Here is an 18,562-nt window from a genome sequence, read left to right as displayed (position 1 = left end):
ATCGCCTCAACCCGCACTGAGATCGTAGAGCGAAACGGAGTCGACGGTCGTCACCTCATAGTTCGCCTCCACCCAGGCCGCGATCTGGGACGAGGCGGAGTCCTCATTCCCGCCGCCTGGACCCTGACCGCCGCCGGAGCCCGATCCGATGTAGTAGTGGATCTTGCCGTCGGCCACGAGCTGTTTGAACTCGGCGAGGGTGGGCGATGGATCGGTGCCGTTGAACCCGCCGATCGCCATCACGGGCTCTTCGAGCGCGAGTTGGTATCCCGCCGCCCGATTCGCCCCCGTCGTCGCAGCCACCCACGTGTAGTCCGCGGCATCCTCTTCGAGCAGCCGCGTGAGTTCGTCGGAGGGTTCGGAGCCGTTGAGCAGACCGCCCATCCCGCCTCCTCCGCCGGGCATCCCCCCGGTACTGCCCGTGCCGGCTTCGGAATTGCGTGTCCCACCGGGCGTGCCACCGGTCGTGCCATCCGTGCCGCCGGCGCCTCCGCCGGGTCTGACGCCGCCGCCGGGCATTCCGCCACCGCCGGGTCCACCGCCCATGGACGAGCTCGTGCCGGCGATCGTGACGATCGATCCCTGCGTCGTCCCGGCGATCGTGCGCACGGCCAGCTGAGCCGGAATCGCAGCGCTGCCGAGGATGGCCAGCGCGACGAGCACCGAGGCGAGCGCCGTGCCGATCCGCCGGTGCGCGGTGACGATGAGGACCAGAGCGCCGAGGATCGAGACGATGAGCACGCACCAGCGCAGGACGCCCGGGACCCCGGTCATCTGCGAGCTGATGATGAACTGCCACGCTCCGGTCAGGGCCCAAGCCACCGCCAGCAGCAGACGTGGGAGGAATCCGTCACGGGCGAGCAGCACCGCGACGCCGAGGCCGATGACGGCGGCGATCGCGGGAATGAGCGCAACCGTGTAGTACTCGTGGACGATCCCGTTCATATTCGACAGCACGAGCCACGTGACGATCAGCCATGCACCCCACATGAGCAGTCCCGCGCCGAGGCTGCCCCCGCCGATTGCGCCGGACGCGCGCACCGCGAGGCCGGCGTCCTTCTCACCGTCCGTGACGGTGTCCGGGATGGTGTCCGTCGAACGTGTTCCGGTCGGAACGGTTCCGTCCGTGACGGTGGGGACACGGCGACGGCGGGCCGCCTCGGCGAGGATGAGGAGAACGATCGTCACGATCAGGAGGAACAGTGCGGTGGGCAGGAACCACGACACCTGCTGGCCGAAGCTGCCGGTGAACAGGCGGGTGACGCCCGTCTCGCCCCATCCGCCGCCCTGGCCGCCGCCTCCTCCGCCGACGGACCCGGTCTCGTTGCCGGTCAGCCGTCCGAAGCCGTTGTAGCCGAAGGTGAGCTCGAGGAAGGAGTTCGACTGCGAGCCGCCGATGTAGGGTCGGAAGCCTGCAGGGGTGAGCTCGACGAGGGCGATCCACCAGCCGGCGCTGACGATCATCGACCCGAGCGGGACGAGCAGCCACAGCAGACGGCGTGGCCAGGAGGTGCGGGCGAAGAGCACCCAGGACACAGCGAGGCCGGGGACGATGAGGAGGACCTGGAACTGTTTGGTCAGGAACCCCAGGCCGAGGCAGACTCCGGCGAGGATGAGCCAGCCGGCGATGCGGCGGGACGGGCGTCGCCGGTGGGCCTCGGTGAGCGTGCGCAGGGCGTGCTGGGTCGCGACGACCGCACCGATCATCAGGGTCACGAGCAGCGCGTCCGGGTTGTTGAACCGGAACATCAGCGCCACGACCGGGGAGACGGCGAAGATCACGCCGGCCCCCAGAGCGGCGGCCTTCTCAAGCCCTGGTCCGACATGGGACCGCAGGCTCAGCCGCACCGAATGGACGATGAGGAGCACACTCACCCCGGCCAGGAGGACCTGGGGCAGGAGCATCGAGAACGAAGAGAAGCCGAAGACCCGGGCGCTCAGGGCCATCAGCCACAGGGAGGCCGGGGGTTTGTCGACGGTGATCGCGTTCGCCGAGTCGAGGGAGCCGAAGAGGAACGCCTCCCAGTTCTCCGATCCGGCCTGCACAGCCGCCGCATAGAAGGAGTTCGCCCACCCGTTGGCGCTGAGGTTGGCGAGGAACCCCGCGATCGTGCCGAGTGTGAGGACGGTGAGTGTGATCGGGTACCAGTGCCGTCTCATGCCGAGAACTCCTGACGGGTGCGGCGAGCGAAGACCCATGTGCGCATGAGCACGAACCGGACCACGGTGGCGGCGAGGTTCGCCGCCGTCAGCACGGCGAGCGTGCCGACAGTTGCCCAGGGTCCGGAGAATCCATCTGCGACGGCCAGACCTGCCGAGGTGAAGGCCAGGCACAGGCCGAAGGCCGCCAGACCCTTCAATTGGGAGGTCAGTCGGCGGTGCGGGGATCTCACCCCGAAGGTGTGGCCCCGGTTGAGGGCGGTGTTCGCGATCGTCGAAAGGAGCAGCGCAACGATGTTCGCCGTGGGTTCCGAGACGAATTGGATGCCGAGGAGGAACAGCACGGCGTAGAGCACGGTGCTGATGATCCCGACGTCGATGAAGTGGAGGATCTGCGCCCCGGTGTTCGGTGCCGGGACTCCGTGACTGGTCCGGATGCGTCCGCCCGTGCGCAGCCGGACGATGCCCTTGATGTCCTTCCACGCCGTGCTGACCACGTCGACGGAGGAGTCGGGGTCATCCGTCCAGTCCGTGCCGAACTCGTGGATGCGGTACCCGGCCCACTCGGCGAGAGCGAGCAGCTCCGTGTCGAAGAACCACTCGCTGTCCTCGACCTGCGGGAGCAGGTCTCTCGCCGCACGCTGCGACAGCGCTTTGAAACCGCATTGAGCGTCGCTGAAGCCGACACCGAGGCTGAGCTTGAGCAGTCGGTTGTAGCAGCGGGAGATGATCTCGCGTCTGATGCCCCGCTCGACCGCAAGACCGGGCTGCAGACGGGACGCGATGGCCACATCGGCCAGTCCCGAGCGGATCACCTCGACCATCGGTTCGAGAACTCGGATGTCGGTGGCGAGATCGACATCTGTATATGCGACGATATCCGCCGTCGAGGATTGCCACACCCGGGACAGTGCGCGCCCGCGGCCTTTCTGCTCGAGCCGCACGTATTCGACGTTCGGGTGTTCGGCCGCTAGCGCTGCGGCGATTCTCGGGGTCGAATCGGTGCTCGCATTGTCGGCGATGATGATCGTGACCTCGATTCCGCGACCGGTATCGGCGGCGAGGAGAGTCTCGATCGAGACGGCCAGCGAAGCCTCCTCGTTGTAGACCGGGACGACGAGGTCGACGGTCGTGGGCGTTCGCAGGGACGGGGCTGCTGGGTGCGCTGCGGGCTGGTTCCCGGCGCTGCTCTCGTATCTCATGGAGACCACATTCGCGTCCCTGCTTAGGCCCACCATCGGTCGCAGCTGTGGCCCGGCTGTGGACGGGACGACACTACACAGCGCCCTGTCCGACCGCCTCGGCGGAAGGCCCGGTCCGTGCGGGTGATTCCCGCTACACTGGTGGCCATGGCCGAAGATGACTCCCCTGCCCCGAAGCGCCGGATCCGTGCCTCCGACAAGGACCGGGACGAGGTCCTCTCCGTGATCACGGAGGCGGTGACGAACGGACGCCTCGACCCCGAGGAGACCGCGCAGCGGCAGGATGATGCCATCTCCGCGAAGTTCCTCGACGACCTCATGCCGCTGATCGACGATCTGCCGGAGGGCCACCGACTCCACCAGAGGCTCGCCCGCCAGACCGGTCATGATCAGGAATCGGGCCCGGGGTCGGCTCTGCAGCGACGGGGACCGGCCGAGCTCAGCCCGGCCGTCGATCCTGGTTCCGCCCCACCCACGAACTCGGTGGCCATCATGTCCGGTCGTGAGATCGACGTGGCACCCGGCACCGGACAGGTCACCACATATGCGCTCATGGGCGGGGACAATATCGATCTGTGCGCCGTCATGGGACCGGGTGTGACTGTCGAGCTGGTCTCCTACTCTATGTGGGGCGGCAACGACATCTACGTCCCGCCGGGTGTGCGCATCCGCGACGAGACGATCAACATCATGGCGGGCAATGAGGTCCGTCAGTCCGCGCGGGGCGACGGATCGAACGGCACCGTCGTCCTCAAGGGCTTCTCGCTCATGGCCGGACACGATGTCCATCTAGCCAAAGGCTACCGAGCAAAGGATCAGGGTCAACTGGAATGAAGATCGGCGTACTCACATCGGGCGGAGACTGCCCAGGCCTCAACGCTGTCATCCGCGGCATCGTCCGCAAGGGAATCCGCACCCACAATGCCTCATTCGTCGGCATCCGCGACGGTTGGCGAGGTCTGCTCCACGACGACATGTTCGACATGACCATGCTCGATGTCCGAGGCCTCTCCGGTCGTGGCGGCACAATCCTCGGCACCTCACGAACCCACCCCTATGAGGACGGCGGTCCCGAGCGCATGCGCGAGGTCATGACCGCCCACGGCATCGATTCGCTCATCGCCATCGGCGGCGAAGGCACTCTCGCTGGGGCCTCGCGTCTGGTCAACGAGGAGGGTCTGCACATCGTGGGCGTTCCCAAGACCATCGACAACGACCTCGGCAACACCGACTACACCTTCGGCTTCGACACCGCTCAGTCCATCGCCACGGAGGCGATCGACCGGCTGCGCACCACCGCCGAATCGCACCACCGCTGCATGGTCATCGAGGTCATGGGACGCAACGTCGGTTGGATCGCCCTGCACGCGGGCATGGCTGCGGGTGCCCATGCGATCCTCATGCCCGAGTTCCCCGTCGACTTCGACCAGATCGCCGAATGGGTGACCTCGGCCAAAGATCGCGGACGCGCACCGATCGTCGTCGTCGCGGAAGGGTTCGTTCCCGAGGGGTTCGATTCCCAGGTCGCCGACCACGGCGTGGACAACAAGGGCCGCGTCCGCCTCGGCGGGATCGCGAACTACCTCGCTCCGAAGATCGAAGAGATCACCGGAATCGAATCCCGGGCCACGATCTTGGGACACCTGCAGCGAGGCGGCTCCCCCACTGCGTACGACCGCGTACTGTCCACGCGGCTGGGCATGGCGGCGGTCGACCTCGCCCAGCATGGCCACTGGGGGAAGATGGCCAGCCTCAAAGGCACGGACATCGTCTCCGTGGAGATGTCCTCGGCCGTGCACAGTCTCAAATCGGTGCCGCTGCATCGCTGGGAAGAGGCGCAGGTGCTCTTCGGCTGAACGCTCGCGACGTCTTCATCGAGAAACGGGTGGAGCGTCGAGAGACGGGCGCACACGCCCGTGTTTCGACACTCCACCCGTTTCTCGTCGTCGCCGGCATGAGTCGCAAGCATAAATGACATGAATGAATTGACAGGAGGGGCACCCACCGTACGGTGGATGCCCCTCCTGTCTGCCTTACGGCCGGGAGATCAGCTGATCAGCTGAATGCTCCGTAGTCGTAGTCTTCCAGCGGGATGGCGGAACCGGAATCGGCTCCGATGCCTGCGTAGAAGTCGCCGTAGCTGTTGGTGAACATCTCGGCCTTGGCCTCTTCGGTCGGCTCCACCACGAGGTTGCGGTGGGTCTGCAGGCCGGTGCCGGCAGGGATGAGCTTACCGAGGATGACGTTCTCCTTCAGCCCCATGAGCGTATCGGACTTGCCTTCCATGGCCGCCTCGGTGAGGACGCGGGTAGTCTCCTGGAAGGACGCGGCCGACAGCCACGACTCGGTGGCCAGCGAAGCCTTCGTGATACCCATCAGCTCGTCACGAGCCGATGCCGGCTGGCCGCCTTCGGCGACCACACGACGGTTCTCCGCCTGGTAGCGGCCGCGGTCGACGAGCTCACCGGGCAGCAGGTTCGTATCGCCCGACTCGATCACGGTCACGCGACGCAGCATCTGCCGCACGATGACCTCGATGTGCTTGTCGTGGATGCCCACGCCCTGCGAACGGTAGACCTTCTGAACTTCCTCGACGAGGAAGCGCTCGGCCTCACGGCGACCGCGGATGCGCAGCACCTGCTTCGGATCGACGGCACCGACGATGAGCTGCTCTCCGGCCTTGACGTGCTGACCGTCCTCGACCATGAGACGGGCACGCTTGGACACTGCGTGCTCGATCTCTTCGCTGCCGTCATCAGGGGTGATGATGACGAAGCGGGTCTTGCGACTGTCGTCGATCTTCGCCCGTCCGGTCGCCTCGGCGATGGGGGCGAAGCCCTTCGGTGTGCGAGCTTCGAAGAGCTCGGTCACACGCGGCAGACCCTGCGTGATATCACCTGTCGAAGCGGCGGCACCACCGGTGTGGAACGTACGCATCGTCAGCTGGGTACCGGGCTCACCGATCGACTGTGCCGCGACGGTGCCGATGGCCTCGCCGATGTCGACGAGCTGGCCGGTCGCCATCGAGCGACCGTAGTGCTCGGCAGAGATCTGCGCATCGGAATCGGCAGTCAGCACGGAGTGTACCTTGAGTTCCTCGATGCCGTTGGCCACGAGCATGTCCACCACTGCGCCGGTGACATCGGACTTGGCCGGAAGGAGCACATTGCCCTCGGCGTCGGTGACATCGGAGACGGTGAGACGACCGTAGACGCTGGTCTCGGCGTACTCGTGCGGAACCAGGTTGCCCTCGTGATCGCGTTCGGCGATCGGCAGGGTGATGCCCTTGTTCGACTCGGCCTCTGCCGCGCGGATGATGACATCCTGCGAGACGTCGACGAGACGACGGGTCAGGTAGCCGGAGTCAGCGGTACGCAGAGCGGTATCGGCCAGACCCTTACGAGCACCGTGCGAGGCGATGAAGTACTCGAGCACGGCGAGTCCCTCACGGTAGTTCGAGACGATCGGACGCGGGATGATCTCACCCTGCGGGTTCGTCACCAGTCCGCGCATACCGGCCAGCTGACGCACCTGCATCCAGTTGCCGGAAGCACCGGACTCGACCAGACGCAGCACCGAGTTCTCCTCGGGGAAGTTCGTGCGCATGATCTGGTCGACCTTCTCGGTCGTCTCCGTCCACAGCTTGACGAGCTCGTTGCGGCGCTCGTCGTCGGTGAGTGCACCGAGTTCGTACTGCTGCTGGACCTTCGTGTCGATGACCTCGGCATCGTTGATGATCTCGGTCTTCGCCTCGGGCGAGACGACGTCCGACATCGCGATGGTGATGCCCGAGCGGGTGGCCCAGTGGAAGCCGCCGGCCTTGAAGTTGTCCAGCGTGTGTGCGACCTCGACCTTCGGGTACTCCTCGGCGAGGTGGTTGACGATCCGGCTCAGGGCCTTCTTGTCGATCGTGGAGTTCACGAACGCGTAGTCGGCAGGCAGGTACTCGTTGAACGTCGCGCGGCCCAGGGTGGTCGCCACGTCCAGCGGGTCGCCGGCCTCCCAGCCCTCAGGGAGCTCCATGTCCGCGTTGGGAACGACGTCTTCCAGGCGGATGGTGATCGGCGAACCGAGGTCGAGCTCTCCGCGGTCGAAGGCCATGATGGCTTCGCCCATACCGGAGAACGCACGGCCCTCGCCGGCCAGTCCCTTGCGCTCGGAGGTGAGGTGGAACAGACCGATGATCATATCCTGCGAAGGCATGGTCACGGGCTTGCCGTCCGAGGGCTTGAGGATGTTGTTGGCCGAGAGCATGAGGATGCGGGCCTCTGCCTGTGCCTCGGGGCTCAGCGGCAGGTGCACAGCCATCTGGTCACCGTCGAAGTCAGCGTTGAACGCCGAGCAGACGAGCGGGTGCAGCTGGATGGCCTTACCCTCGATTAGCTGCGGCTCGAACGCCTGGATGCCCAGACGGTGCAGGGTCGGTGCACGGTTGAGCAGCACGGGGTGTTCGGTGATGACCTCTTCGAGGACGTCCCACACCTGCGGATGCTGGCGCTCGACCATGCGCTTGGCCGACTTGATGTTCTGAGCGTGGTTGAGATCGACCAGACGCTTCATCACGAAGGGCTTGAACAGCTCGAGAGCCATGGTCTTCGGCAGACCGCACTGGTGCAGGTGCAGCTGCGGACCGACGACGATGACCGAACGACCCGAGTAGTCCACACGCTTACCGAGCAGGTTCTGACGGAAGCGTCCCTGCTTGCCCTTGAGCATGTCCGACAGTGACTTGAGCGGGCGGTTGCCCGGTCCGGTCACCGGACGTCCGCGACGTCCGTTGTCGAACAGCGAGTCCACGGCTTCCTGCAGCATCCGCTTCTCGTTGTTGACGATGATCTCGGGAGCACCGAGGTCGAGCAGACGCTTGAGGCGGTTGTTGCGGTTGATGACGCGACGGTAGAGGTCGTTGAGGTCCGAGGTCGCGAAGCGACCACCATCGAGCTGCACCATCGGGCGCAGCTCCGGCGGGATCACCGGAACGACGTCGAGGACCATGCCCTCGGGGTTGTTGTCGGTGGTCAGGAACGCGTTGACGACCTTGAGGCGCTTGAGCGCACGGGTCTTGCGCTGTCCCTTGCCGGTGGCGATGAGCTCACGCAGCTTCTCGGCTTCGCCTTCGAGATCGAAGTCGATGAGGCGCTTCTGGATGGCTTCGGCGCCCATGGCACCGGTGAAGTACAGGCCGAAGCGGTGGAACATCTCGCGGTACAGGCTCTCGTCACCTTCGAGGTCGTTGACCTTGAGATTCTTGAACCGGTCCCACACCTGCTCGATACGGTCGACCTCGCGGTCGGCGTTCTTGCGCAGCTTGTCCATTTCCTTCTCAGCGGTGTCGCGCAGCTTCTTCTTGGCCTGGGCGGTTCCGCCTTCGGCCTCGAGTGCGGCGAGATCCTCTTCGAGCTTCTTGGCACGACGGTCGATGTCGGCGTCACGGCGGGTGCCGATCTGCTGCTTCTCGACGTCGATCTTGTTCTGCAGGCTGGGCAGATCACGGTGACGGGAATCCTCGTCGACCGAGGTGATCATGTAGGCCGCGAAGTAGATGACCTTCTCGAGGTCCTTCGGAGCCAGGTCCAGCAGGTAGCCCAGACGCGAGGGCACGCCCTTGAAGTACCAGATGTGGGTGACGGGAGCGGCGAGCTCGAGGTGGCCCATCCGCTCACGGCGCACCTTGGCACGGGTCACTTCGACGCCGCAGCGTTCGCAGATGATGCCCTTGAAGCGGACTCGCTTGTACTTTCCGCAGGCGCACTCCCAGTCACGGGTGGGGCCGAAGATCTTCTCGCAGAAGAGTCCGTCCTTCTCCGGCTTCAGGGTGCGGTAGTTGATGGTCTCAGGCTTTTTCACCTCACCGTGTGACCAGCCGCGGATGTTCTCCGTGGTGGCAAGACCGATGCGCAGTTCATCAAAGAAATTGACGTCAGGCACGTAAATCCTCTTTCCTGGCGATGAACGAATCGTTCATCAAAAAGTTGTGTCGGTTGAAGTGGAAGTCCTCAGACTTCTTCTACGGTCTGTGCTTCGCGGCGGGAGAGGTCGATGCCGAGCTCTTCGGCGGCGCGGTAGACCTCGTCCTCCGACTCGCCCATCTCGACATGGCCTCCGTCGGAAGACAGGACTTCGACGTTGAGGCACAGGGACTGCATCTCCTTGATGAGGACCTTGAACGACTCCGGGATTCCCGGGTCGGGCAGGTTCTCACCCTTGACGATGGCTTCGTAGACCTTCACACGGCCTGGGATGTCATCGGACTTGATCGTCAGAAGCTCCTGCAGGGTGTAGGCGGCGCCGTAGGCCTCTAGGGCCCAGACTTCCATCTCACCGAAGCGCTGACCACCGAACTGCGCCTTACCACCGAGCGGCTGCTGGGTGATCATCGAGTACGGTCCGGTCGAACGCGCGTGGATCTTGTCGTCGACGAGGTGGTGGAGCTTGAGCATGTACATGTATCCGACCGAGATCGGGTACGGGAACGGCTCACCGGAGCGACCGTCGAACAGCTGGGCCTTGCCCGAGGAGTCGATGAGGCGGTCCCCATCGCGGTTCGGGGTCGTCGAATCCAGCAGTCCGCGCAGCTCCTGCTCGTGCGCACCGTCGAAGACCGGGGTGGCCAGGTTGGTGCCGGCCTCGGCTTCGCGAGCGGCATCGGGCAGCTCGGCAGCCCATTCGGGGTTGCCCTCGATCTTCCAGCCCTGCTTCGAGATCCATCCGAGGTGAACCTCGAAGACCTGTCCGATGTTCATACGACGGGGAACACCGTGCGGGTTGAGGATGACGTCGACAGGGGTGCCGTCCGCGAGGAACGGCATGTCCTCGACCGGCAGGATCGTCGAGATGACGCCCTTATTTCCGTGACGGCCGGCCATCTTGTCACCGATGGTGATCTTGCGGCGCTGAGCCACGTAGACGCGCACCATCTGGTTGACGCCGGGCGAGAGCTCGTCGTCGTCGTCGCGGTCGAAGACGCGCACACCGATGACGGTGCCGATCTCGCCGTGGGGAACGCGCAGCGAGGTGTCGCGGACCTCACGGGACTTCTCACCGAAGATCGCGCGCAGCAGGCGCTCTTCCGGGGTCAGCTCGGTCTCACCCTTCGGTGTGACCTTGCCGACGAGGATGTCACCGTCGGTGACCTCGGCGCCGATGCGGATGATTCCGCGATCGTCGAGGTCGGCCAGGGCATCGGGCGAGATGTTCGGGATGTCCCGAGTGATCTCTTCGGCACCGAGCTTGGTGTCGCGCGCATCGACTTCGTGCTCTTCGATGTGGATCGAGGAGAGCACATCGTCCTGGACGAGACGCTGCGAGAGGATGATCGCATCCTCGTAGTTGTAGCCTTCCCAGGACATGAACGCCACGAGGAGGTTCTTGCCCAGAGCCATCTCACCGTTCTCGGTGGACGGTCCGTCGGCGAGGACGGTGCCGGCCTCGACGCGGTCGCCTTCGTCGACGAGGATGCGCTGGTTGTACGAGGTGCCGTGGTTCGAACGCTTGAACTTCGCCGCCTTGTAGGTCAGCTGAGTTCCGTCGTCGGCGAGCACAGTGACGTAATCGGCCGAGACCTCGGTGATGACACCGGACTTCTCAGCGGTGATGACATCGCCGGCGTCGACGGCGGCACGGTATTCCATGCCGGTGCCCACGACCGGGGATTCGGCCATCACCAGCGGCACGGCCTGACGCTGCATGTTCGCACCCATGAGGGCGCGGTTGGCGTCGTCGTGCTCGAGGAACGGAATCAGAGCCGAAGCCACAGACACCATCTGACGTGCGGAGACGTCCATGAAGTCGATCTGGTCGTGCTGGACCAGTTCGGCCTCACCGCCGCCGCCCTTCGGACGGGCCAGGACCTCGACCTCTGCGAAGCGCTGGTCGTCGGTCAGCGGTGCGTTGGCCTGGGCGATGTTGAACTCGAGTTCGTCATCGGCGGTCAGGTACTGCGTCTCATCGGTCACGACACCGTCGACGACCTTGCGGTAAGGCGTTTCGATGAAGCCGAAGGGGTTGATGCGGGCGTAGGACGCCAGCGAACCGATCAGACCGATGTTCGGACCTTCGGGGGTCTCGATCGGGCACATGCGGCCGTAGTGCGAGGGGTGCACGTCACGGACTTCCATGGCAGCACGGTCACGCGAGAGACCGCCGGGTCCCAGTGCGGAGAGACGGCGCTTGTGGGTCAGACCCGCGAGCGGGTTGTTCTGATCCATGAACTGCGAGAGCTGCGAGGTGCCGAAGAACTCCTTGATCGCAGCCACCACGGGGCGGATGTTGATCAGGGTCTGCGGGGTGATCGCCTCGACGTCCTGAGTGGTCATGCGCTCACGCACGACGCGCTCCATCCGGGACAGACCGGTGCGGATCTGGTTCTCGATGAGCTCACCGACGGCACGGATGCGGCGGTTGCCGAAGTGATCGATGTCGTCGAGCTTGACGCTGATCTCGACCTCTTCACCGTCGCGGGTGCCCTTGGCCGTGTCCACTCCGGCGTGCAGAGACACGAGGTAGCGGATGGTGGCGACGACGTCCTCGGTGGAGAGCACCGAGTCCGACAGCGGGGCTTCGACGCCGAGCTTGCGGTTGACCTTGTAGCGGCCGACCTTGGCCAGGTCGTAGCGCTTCGGGTTGAAGTACAGGTTGTTGAGCAGGTTGCGAGCGGCCTCAGCGGTCGCAGGCTCTGCCGGGCGCAGCTTCTTGTAGATGTCGAGCAGCGCTTCGTCCTGCGTGGTGACGGTGTCCTTGGCCATCGTCTCGCGGATCGATTCGAACTCGCCGAACTCTTCGAGGATCTTCGCTTCGGACCAGCCGAGGGCCTTGAGCAGAACAGTCACGGACTGCTTGCGCTTGCGATCGAGGCGAACACCGACCTGGTCGCGCTTGTCGACCTCGAACTCCAGCCAGGCACCGCGGGACGGGATGATCTTCGCGGTGAAGATGTCCTTGTCCGTGGTCTTGTCGACGCTGGATTCGAAGTAGGCGCCGGGCGAACGCACGAGCTGGGAGACGACGACGCGCTCGGTGCCGTTGACGATGAACGTGCCCTTGTCGGTCATGAGGGGGAAGTCACCCATGAACACGGTCTGGCTCTTGATCTCGCCCGTGTTGTTGTTCATGAACTCGGCGGTGACGTACAGCGGCGCCGAGTAGGTCATATCGCGTTCCTTGCACTCATCGATCGAGTACTTGGGAGCTTCGAACCGGTGCTCGCGGAACGACAGCGACATGGATCCGCCGAAGTCTTCGATCGGCGAGATCTCTTCGAAGATGTCTTCGAGTCCCGAGGTGGTTGCGACTGAGTCGTCCCCGATCTCGATGGCCTCGGCGACGCGGTCCTGCCACGCCTCCGATCCGATCAGCCAGTCGAAGCTGTCCGTCTGCAGACCGAGCAGATCGGGAACCTCGAGGGGCTCGCGAATCTTCGCGAAGGAAATTCTCTTGGGGGGATTAGCGGTCCTGGTGTTGTCGTTGGCGGCGGCCAATTGGTTCCTTCCGAGTGCTTCACCATCTGATACTTCGTCTGCCCACTCGCTCCGGCGACGTCCGGACATCCACGACATATACGGGGTGTGTCAGATTTCGACTCCCGGCGTCGGCATGGTTCACTTGAGTGGAAATGCTGTGCCCACCGCTATATGAAGGCACACCACAGGCAGAACGATGCAAATATCAAGCTTATAGCATCTGGTCAAGTCTGGCAAGACGACGGTTTCAGTGCAGATTCTTCGTCCACATCCCCACCCAGGCCCACGTGGCGAATCCCGCCTGATCGTTGATCGCCAGCATCCACGAATTCTCCACGGCGTTCCACGTGTACACCCGGTCGACCGCCGTGTTCTCGGCGAGGCTGCGATGATTGGCGATCTTGAGCCTGGCGCCGAGCCGGTGGCCACGATGCTCGCTCAGCACCAGAGTTCCGCCCTGCCACCCGACGGTCCGCCGATCGGGCGAGTGTCCGACCTGCGTGTATCCCGCCGGCTCCCCGTCGAGGAGGGCGAGCGCCGTGGCCATGGTTTCGCCTTTTGCTTCCTTCTCTACGTCGAGGGCCCTCACCCGCTCACCGTCCCAGGTCTCCTCTCCCCCGAATTTCGCTGCTCCCGGCACGTCGGTGCTCAGTCGGCGCTTGCACAGTGCGATGTGCTCGAGCCGCTGTTCCGGGACCGGCCCGCGCCATGTCTCGATGATGTAGTCGTCGGCCATGTCTCCGAGGTCGAGCTCGGCCGCAGTGGCGGTCGGAGCGACCGAGCACCGTTCGATCTGCGCGAGCCCGTATCCGCGAGCGCTGAGGAAAGACACTTCCGGCAGAGCCACCGGCAGCGTCCCGGCACCGGTCTCGGCGGCAAGATGGGCCCCGCGCAGATCGGCAGTTCTGACAGACTCCGGGATCTCACAATAGGTCGACAGCGCGGTCCGTCCGTCTGCCGCCAGATCGGACTCCATCTGCTCGAGCAGGGCCGCGCCCAGTCCTCGTCGGCGCAGATCGGGTCGGACCGCGCACCAGAGCTCTGCGGTGTCGGTGTTGCTCGTCAGACGCAGGTCGGCAGTGCCCCTGGCGACGATGTCTCCGTGGTTGCGACCGATCCAGGTGAGCGTGGCCCGGTACTCGCTCCTGCTGGTCAGCGAGTGCCGCAGGTCTTCGGGAATCGGGTCAAAGTCCTCCCCCAGCCCGGATGCTCGATTGATGACAGTGTCGAAAGCCAGCAGCTCGGGTATCAATGCCTCGATTGCCGCCGGGTTGCCGTGTCCGGACCTGATCCGAGTGATCTCCATCTGTGGCCTCTGTCGTCGCTGATGGCCGCCTCGCATTGCAATGTCTCCTTCGCGCATCGTCGCGCTGACAGCCGGTGGGAGACATTCTAGACTGCGACCATGACACGAGTGAGTATCCTCAGCTTCGATCCGGCCGCAGTCAACTGCGGAATCATCGTCGGCACCGACCGCTCTCTGCTCGTCGACGCGGGCCCCGGCCCCGCGGCCGCCGCACATCTGGTGGAGCGGGCGGGCCGCCTCGGCGAGGAGATCGGAGGCAGCCATCCCCGCGCGATCGAGCTCGCGATCACCCATGATCATTGGGATCACTTCTTCGGCGCCGCCGCAGCCGTCTCCGCCGGGGTCACCGCCGTGTACGCATCGTCATCGTTCGCCGCCGATCAAGAGGCCACGGCCTGGATCGCTCTCGACGGAGTCGCGGACGGTGACTTTCCGGCTGAATATCGGTCGAGCCTACCCACGGATCCCGGTCAGCTCCTCGTCGACGTCTCGCCCGTCGATCCGACACCCGGTGATGTGTGGCACCTCGACCTCGGTGGCTGTCCGGTCGAGTTCCATGTGCTCGGAGGACATTCGACGGCCGACCTCGTCGTCCGACTGCCCGAGCTCGGCATCGTCTTCACCGGCGACCTCGTCGAAGAGGCGGATGCACCTCAGGCCGGGGCCGATGCTTCCTTGAGCGAATGGGCATCGAGCCTGCACACCCTGCTGTCGTTTCCTGAGGCGAGGACCTTCGTTCCCGGTCACGGGACCCCGGTCGACCGTGATTTCGTTTCCCGTCAGCTCGCCGATATCGAGGGGATGAGGGTCGATCAGGGAGACGCCGAGGTGGCCCTGCCCGCCCGCTCCATGCCGGGTGATCATGATCGGACGATTCCCCGGGAGCACCGCCTGGTCTGATTCCGAACCCGCCTGAGCAACGGTCGGACGTGCACTGACTGAGTGGACTCAGCCGGCCGGTTCCCTAGGAGCCGTGCCGGTGCAGGGCGGTGACGAGATCGCCGCCGATCGCTCCGAACAGCGTCTGTGCCCAAACGCTGCGGCCCTCGACGTAGGGTCGGTCGCCGTCGAAGATCCACTGCAGTTCGCGGCCGGAGTGCAGATCGGACAGGCAGCTGCTGCAGACGGGGACGCGAACGCTCTTTCCCGCCAAGTGTCCCTTGCGCTCGGTGCTCACCAGCTGATTCGATCGCGCCTCTCCGTGGAGAGGGTTGACAGTGCACAGACTCTGCGGGAGTCCCCGCGCCTTTGCTGACTTCGTCGTGCCGGAGGCGCGGGCAGAATCGGACTTCCGCGACCGGGTCCCGCGCTTGGTCGATCTGTGCAGCTTCACCTCGGCGATCTCACGTCCGGCCTGGCGCAGCAGCACCATGGCCCCGGCGAGGTCGATGCGTTCGGCCTCGGTGTCGTCGACGATGGTTCTGGCCATCTGGTAGGCGTCGAGCGCTCTTTCCACTCCTTCGGCGTCTATGGTGCTGAGGTCCTGTGTCTGCAGCTGCGTGATCTCGTCGGCCAGCTCCGTCGTGTCCTCGCTCAGTCCGTCCCGCAGGGTCTTCCGCTGCAGGTCATCGACTCGGTCGAGCAGTCGTGCCGGCAATTCGAAGCGGCGGCGGGTGCGGGCGGCTTTCGCCCGCTCTCGCCGGGACCGGGCGAACCAGATGACGGCGATGACCAGCGCCAGCACCAGAACCGCTCCCCCGAGGAACAGAGTGGCTGTCGAGTTCGAACCGTCGACCGTCTGCACTTCGCTGCCCGAGACTTCCTGTCCTGTTTCGTACTCGGGTGCCTCCTGCGGATCGGCGTAGAGGTCGAGGAGCATGTTCAGCTTCGTCTGCGACGGAGTGCTGTGGCTCCATTGTTCGCGTCCGACGGACATCTGCTCCATCACCTGCATCTGCAGGTCGTGCTGGTCCTCGAAGGTGTAGTCGACGGCGAGGTCGGTGTTCGTATCGATCATGATGAACGCACCCTCATCGCCGTTGAAGACCTTGACTTGCTCGAGCAGATCCCTATCGGCACCCTCGCCTCCGGTGATGATGACGTAGACATCGAAGTCGAGGCTGTCGATCTTCGTCTCCGCCTTCTGCAGCAGCGTTTCGTTGATCTCCCCCTTCGCGGCATTCGTCACGTAGACGGGATCGGTGTTGAGCGCCTCGGCGATCGTCTGGGCCTGTTGGGTCACTGCTTCGCTGTCCGTTTCTTCAGTGCGCGGCGGATGAAGTATGTTCCGACGCCGATTCCCCCGCCGACGAGGATGCCGAAGACGGCTCCGGCCACGGCGCCGCCGGTGCTGTACGACAGCGTGTGCGGGTCCTTCGTCGTGTCCTCGGAAGTCACCTCCGGGTTCCCGTCATCATCGTGACGGTGCGAGTAGCGCGATTCGACGTCCTCGGTCTCGGCAGCACTGATCTTACGCACTCCCGCGAGCGCGGCATCGGAGTCGCTGTCGTCGAAGTCCCCCGACAGAGACAGCAGCGAAGGTCGGATGAGGCCCTTCTCCGCCAGTCCCATGCGCCCGGTGGCATCGACCGTGAGCACTGCAGCCTCGGGGTCATCCATCTCGGTGGCGATCCGGGCCGCCAACAGATCGAGGTCTCCATCGGCATCGTCGAGATCCGAGACGTTGAGGAACGCCACATAGATCGGGCTGTCGGCGTCGGCGATCTCCGCGCGGATGGAGTCGACATCGCCCTCGTCGATCTCGAACTCCGGGTAGCCGTCGAAGTAGACGGGATCTGCGGCGAAGGACTTCGCGATCGCCTGGTACCGGTCTCTTCCGTAGTTCGGATCATGGGCGCCTTCGATGCGGTCGTCGTAGATCGAGTCGACGACGATCGCGTCACTGTCGGCTGCGGTGATCCTCTCGGCCTTCGCCTGATCGAACAGATGTGTGCTCAGCAGAGTGGCGCCGATCGACACTGCAGTGACCGCGACGACGGCGATGAGCCAGTCGAGTGGGGTCTTCGAACGCACGCTTCCGGCGGCCATCATCGGCTCCTTCCGACAGCGGCGGAGCGCTGAGGGCTCATTTCATCCAGCACCGCCTCGTCGAGAGGTTGGAAGCTGCCGAAACCAGAGAGTGCGTAGGCGTCATCGCGTTGAAAGTACGGAACTGCACGGGTGGAGCCGGGACGTTTGGGCACCATCAGTCGTTCCGGGTCGTGGCCGGTCGCCAGCTCCTGACGACAGTCGGCGCACATCCCTACGGTGAGACTGCGGCCCGACTGTTTGAGCACATGGTCCTCAATGTCCTTGCGATGATGCGGGAAGAGGAAGCAGAAGCGCGGTTCGTCTTCGACTCGGCTGGAGCGCCTGCGCAGCTGTCGGCGCAGCCAACGGTCGAGGGCGACGAGGACGAACACGCCGTTGCGGTGGGCGAAGTCGACCGATTCTGCCCAATCGGGGTGGGCCGCGGTCAGAGCCGCCAGCGCATCCTGGATTCGTCTGCCGCGGTCATGCAGGGCCCACGTGTCGTCATCGGGATGGTCGGGTTCGGGGATAGGGGCGGCCGCCTCGGTGACGGCCTTCTTCAGCTTGTGCGACGTGACCAGTTCGGGTTTCGTGGTCAGCTCAGACCGCCAGGAATAGCGATGACGGCGATGCAGCAGCCACAGGGTCGCACCGAGGGCTGCGACCGCCGTGGCGCCGAAGACGAGCGTGTCTGGGTCGGAGTTGTCGAGGCCGAAGCGTTCGATGTAGTCCTCATCGCGGTCACCGATGTCGCGGGTGTCGAAATCCGGTGCCTGGGGAGGTTCGGTGCCCTTGGCGGCGGCGACGAGGACCTGCAGATAGTAGGGCACGGCGAGTTCGACAGAGATGAAGTCGTCGCTGCTGGACTTCATGAGTTCCGGGGCACCCGTGGGGACGACGGGTCCGTTGTCGGTGACGAGGTAGGCGAACGAGCGGGCGGAGGTCTCGCCTTCACTGAAGAGGACGAGGGTCTGCTTCTCCCCCGATTCCTGATGCATGTCGAAGGCGAAGTCGGAGGTGAACTTCGCCCAATCGCCGTAGCCCATGGTCAGGAGTCCGGGGACGATCGCGAGGTAGTGGGTGAGGCCGGTGTCCTCGGTCTGTTGTGAGGCTTGCCGAATGGCCTTGATCTGATTCTCGGTCAGTCCGGGCCTGATGATCTCGTCGATGTAGAGGGGATGCTGCGCCCAAGTTCCGCGGATGCGTTCGCGCAGCTGCTGTTGTGCGCGGGCGTAGCTCGTCGTCTCAGTCACCAGTCAAGGATAGTTCAGCTTCTGCCCGGCCCCTCTCGATCGGTGTTCCGAATCGGTCACATCGACATGGGACGGGCGAACATCCTCGGCGAATGAGGGCATTCCTAGGGCATTCCTGTTGGAGTGGGCATTCCCGGTGGGGATGCAGAGAACCCCCACGGCGGACCGTGGGGGTTCGAAGCCTATGCAGCAGTCAGGCTGCTGCGCAGAAGA

At 64.8% G+C, this 18,562-nt stretch carries 11 protein-coding genes; 3 read left to right on the top strand and 8 right to left on the bottom strand.

Going from position 1 to position 18,562, the window contains the following annotated elements; all coding sequences use genetic code 11:
• Positions 1–6 precede the first annotated feature (6 nt).
• Together LJ362_RS04780 and LJ362_RS04775 are read right to left on the bottom strand one after the other, a co-directional pair.
• Positions 7–2,160 carry an ArnT family glycosyltransferase gene (locus LJ362_RS04780; protein WP_264801013.1) on the bottom strand — a complete coding sequence of 718 codons (2,154 nt, stop codon included), beginning with the start codon at positions 2,158–2,160 and terminating at the stop codon, positions 7–9.
• Positions 2,157–3,362, bottom strand: a complete 1,206-nt coding sequence (locus LJ362_RS04775) for a glycosyltransferase (protein WP_264801011.1) — start codon at positions 3,360–3,362, stop codon at positions 2,157–2,159. The genes LJ362_RS04780 and LJ362_RS04775 overlap by 4 nt, the downstream gene beginning before the upstream one ends.
• A gap of 147 nt (positions 3,363–3,509) precedes the next feature.
• Here LJ362_RS04775 and LJ362_RS04770 point away from each other — a divergent pair, with 147 nt between their 5' ends.
• Entirely contained in the window at positions 3,510–4,196 is a 687-nt protein-coding gene (locus LJ362_RS04770; protein WP_139468562.1) for a DUF1707 domain-containing protein, read from the top strand.
• Complete coding sequence (locus tag LJ362_RS04765; RefSeq protein WP_173156425.1) at positions 4,193–5,218, top strand: ATP-dependent 6-phosphofructokinase; 1,026 nt, start codon at positions 4,193–4,195, stop codon at positions 5,216–5,218. The genes LJ362_RS04770 and LJ362_RS04765 overlap by 4 nt, the downstream gene beginning before the upstream one ends.
• Positions 5,219–5,417: 199 nt before the next feature.
• Here the strand turns inward: LJ362_RS04765 and LJ362_RS04760 are convergent, their stop codons facing one another.
• From LJ362_RS04760 to LJ362_RS04750, 3 genes are all read right to left on the bottom strand, one after another.
• Positions 5,418–9,290 (bottom strand): DNA-directed RNA polymerase subunit beta', encoded by a 3,873-nt coding sequence (locus tag LJ362_RS04760; protein WP_139907295.1) that lies wholly within the window; start codon positions 9,288–9,290, stop codon positions 5,418–5,420.
• Positions 9,291–9,358: 68 nt separating this feature from the next.
• A complete protein-coding gene (gene rpoB, locus LJ362_RS04755) occupies positions 9,359–12,838 on the bottom strand; it encodes a DNA-directed RNA polymerase subunit beta (protein WP_264801010.1) in 3,480 nt (1,159 codons plus the stop codon).
• A gap of 229 nt (positions 12,839–13,067) precedes the next feature.
• Positions 13,068–14,126 carry a GNAT family N-acetyltransferase gene (locus LJ362_RS04750; protein ID WP_264801009.1) on the bottom strand — a complete coding sequence of 353 codons (1,059 nt, stop codon included), beginning with the start codon at positions 14,124–14,126 and terminating at the stop codon, positions 13,068–13,070.
• Positions 14,127–14,225: 99 nt separating this feature from the next.
• Between LJ362_RS04750 and LJ362_RS04745 the strand changes: the two genes are divergently transcribed.
• Complete coding sequence (locus LJ362_RS04745; protein ID WP_264801008.1) at positions 14,226–15,026, top strand: MBL fold metallo-hydrolase; 801 nt, start codon at positions 14,226–14,228, stop codon at positions 15,024–15,026.
• 64 nt (positions 15,027–15,090) lie between these two features.
• Here the strand turns inward: LJ362_RS04745 and LJ362_RS04740 are convergent, their stop codons facing one another.
• The 3 genes from LJ362_RS04740 to LJ362_RS04730 are packed head-to-tail and all read right to left on the bottom strand — an operon-like array spanning position 15,091 to position 18,349.
• A complete protein-coding gene (locus tag LJ362_RS04740) occupies positions 15,091–16,308 on the bottom strand; it encodes a hypothetical protein (protein ID WP_264801007.1) in 1,218 nt (405 codons plus the stop codon).
• On the bottom strand, positions 16,305–17,114 hold the full coding sequence (locus LJ362_RS04735; RefSeq protein ID WP_264801006.1) for a hypothetical protein: 810 nt from the start codon (positions 17,112–17,114) through the stop codon (positions 16,305–16,307). The genes LJ362_RS04740 and LJ362_RS04735 overlap by 4 nt, the downstream gene beginning before the upstream one ends.
• Positions 17,114–18,349, bottom strand: coding sequence for a hypothetical protein (locus LJ362_RS04730; protein ID WP_264801005.1), 1,236 nt, complete (start codon positions 18,347–18,349; stop codon positions 17,114–17,116). Before LJ362_RS04730 ends, LJ362_RS04735 begins: the two co-directional genes overlap by 1 nt.
• Positions 18,350–18,562: the final 213 nt, after the last annotated feature.

Source organism: Brevibacterium sp. JSBI002 (genome assembly GCF_026013965.1).
Lineage (GTDB): Bacteria > Actinomycetota > Actinomycetes > Actinomycetales > Brevibacteriaceae > Brevibacterium.
This window is presented reverse-complemented; position numbering and strand designations above follow the sequence as displayed.

Excerpts from the sequence above, each read along its gene's own strand:
- LJ362_RS04780 (WP_264801013.1), bottom strand. The coding sequence starts at position 2,160 with ATGAGACGGCACTGGTACCCGATCACACTCACCGTCCTCACACTCGGC.
- LJ362_RS04775 (WP_264801011.1), bottom strand. The coding sequence starts at position 3,362 with ATGAGATACGAGAGCAGCGCCGGGAACCAGCCCGCAGCGCACCCAGCA.
- LJ362_RS04770 (WP_139468562.1), top strand. The coding sequence starts at position 3,510 with ATGGCCGAAGATGACTCCCCTGCCCCGAAGCGCCGGATCCGTGCCTCC.
- LJ362_RS04765 (WP_173156425.1), top strand. The coding sequence starts at position 4,193 with ATGAAGATCGGCGTACTCACATCGGGCGGAGACTGCCCAGGCCTCAAC.
- LJ362_RS04750 (WP_264801009.1), bottom strand. The coding sequence starts at position 14,126 with ATGGAGATCACTCGGATCAGGTCCGGACACGGCAACCCGGCGGCAATC.
- LJ362_RS04745 (WP_264801008.1), top strand. The coding sequence starts at position 14,226 with ATGACACGAGTGAGTATCCTCAGCTTCGATCCGGCCGCAGTCAACTGC.
- LJ362_RS04735 (WP_264801006.1), bottom strand. The coding sequence starts at position 17,114 with ATGGCCGCCGGAAGCGTGCGTTCGAAGACCCCACTCGACTGGCTCATC.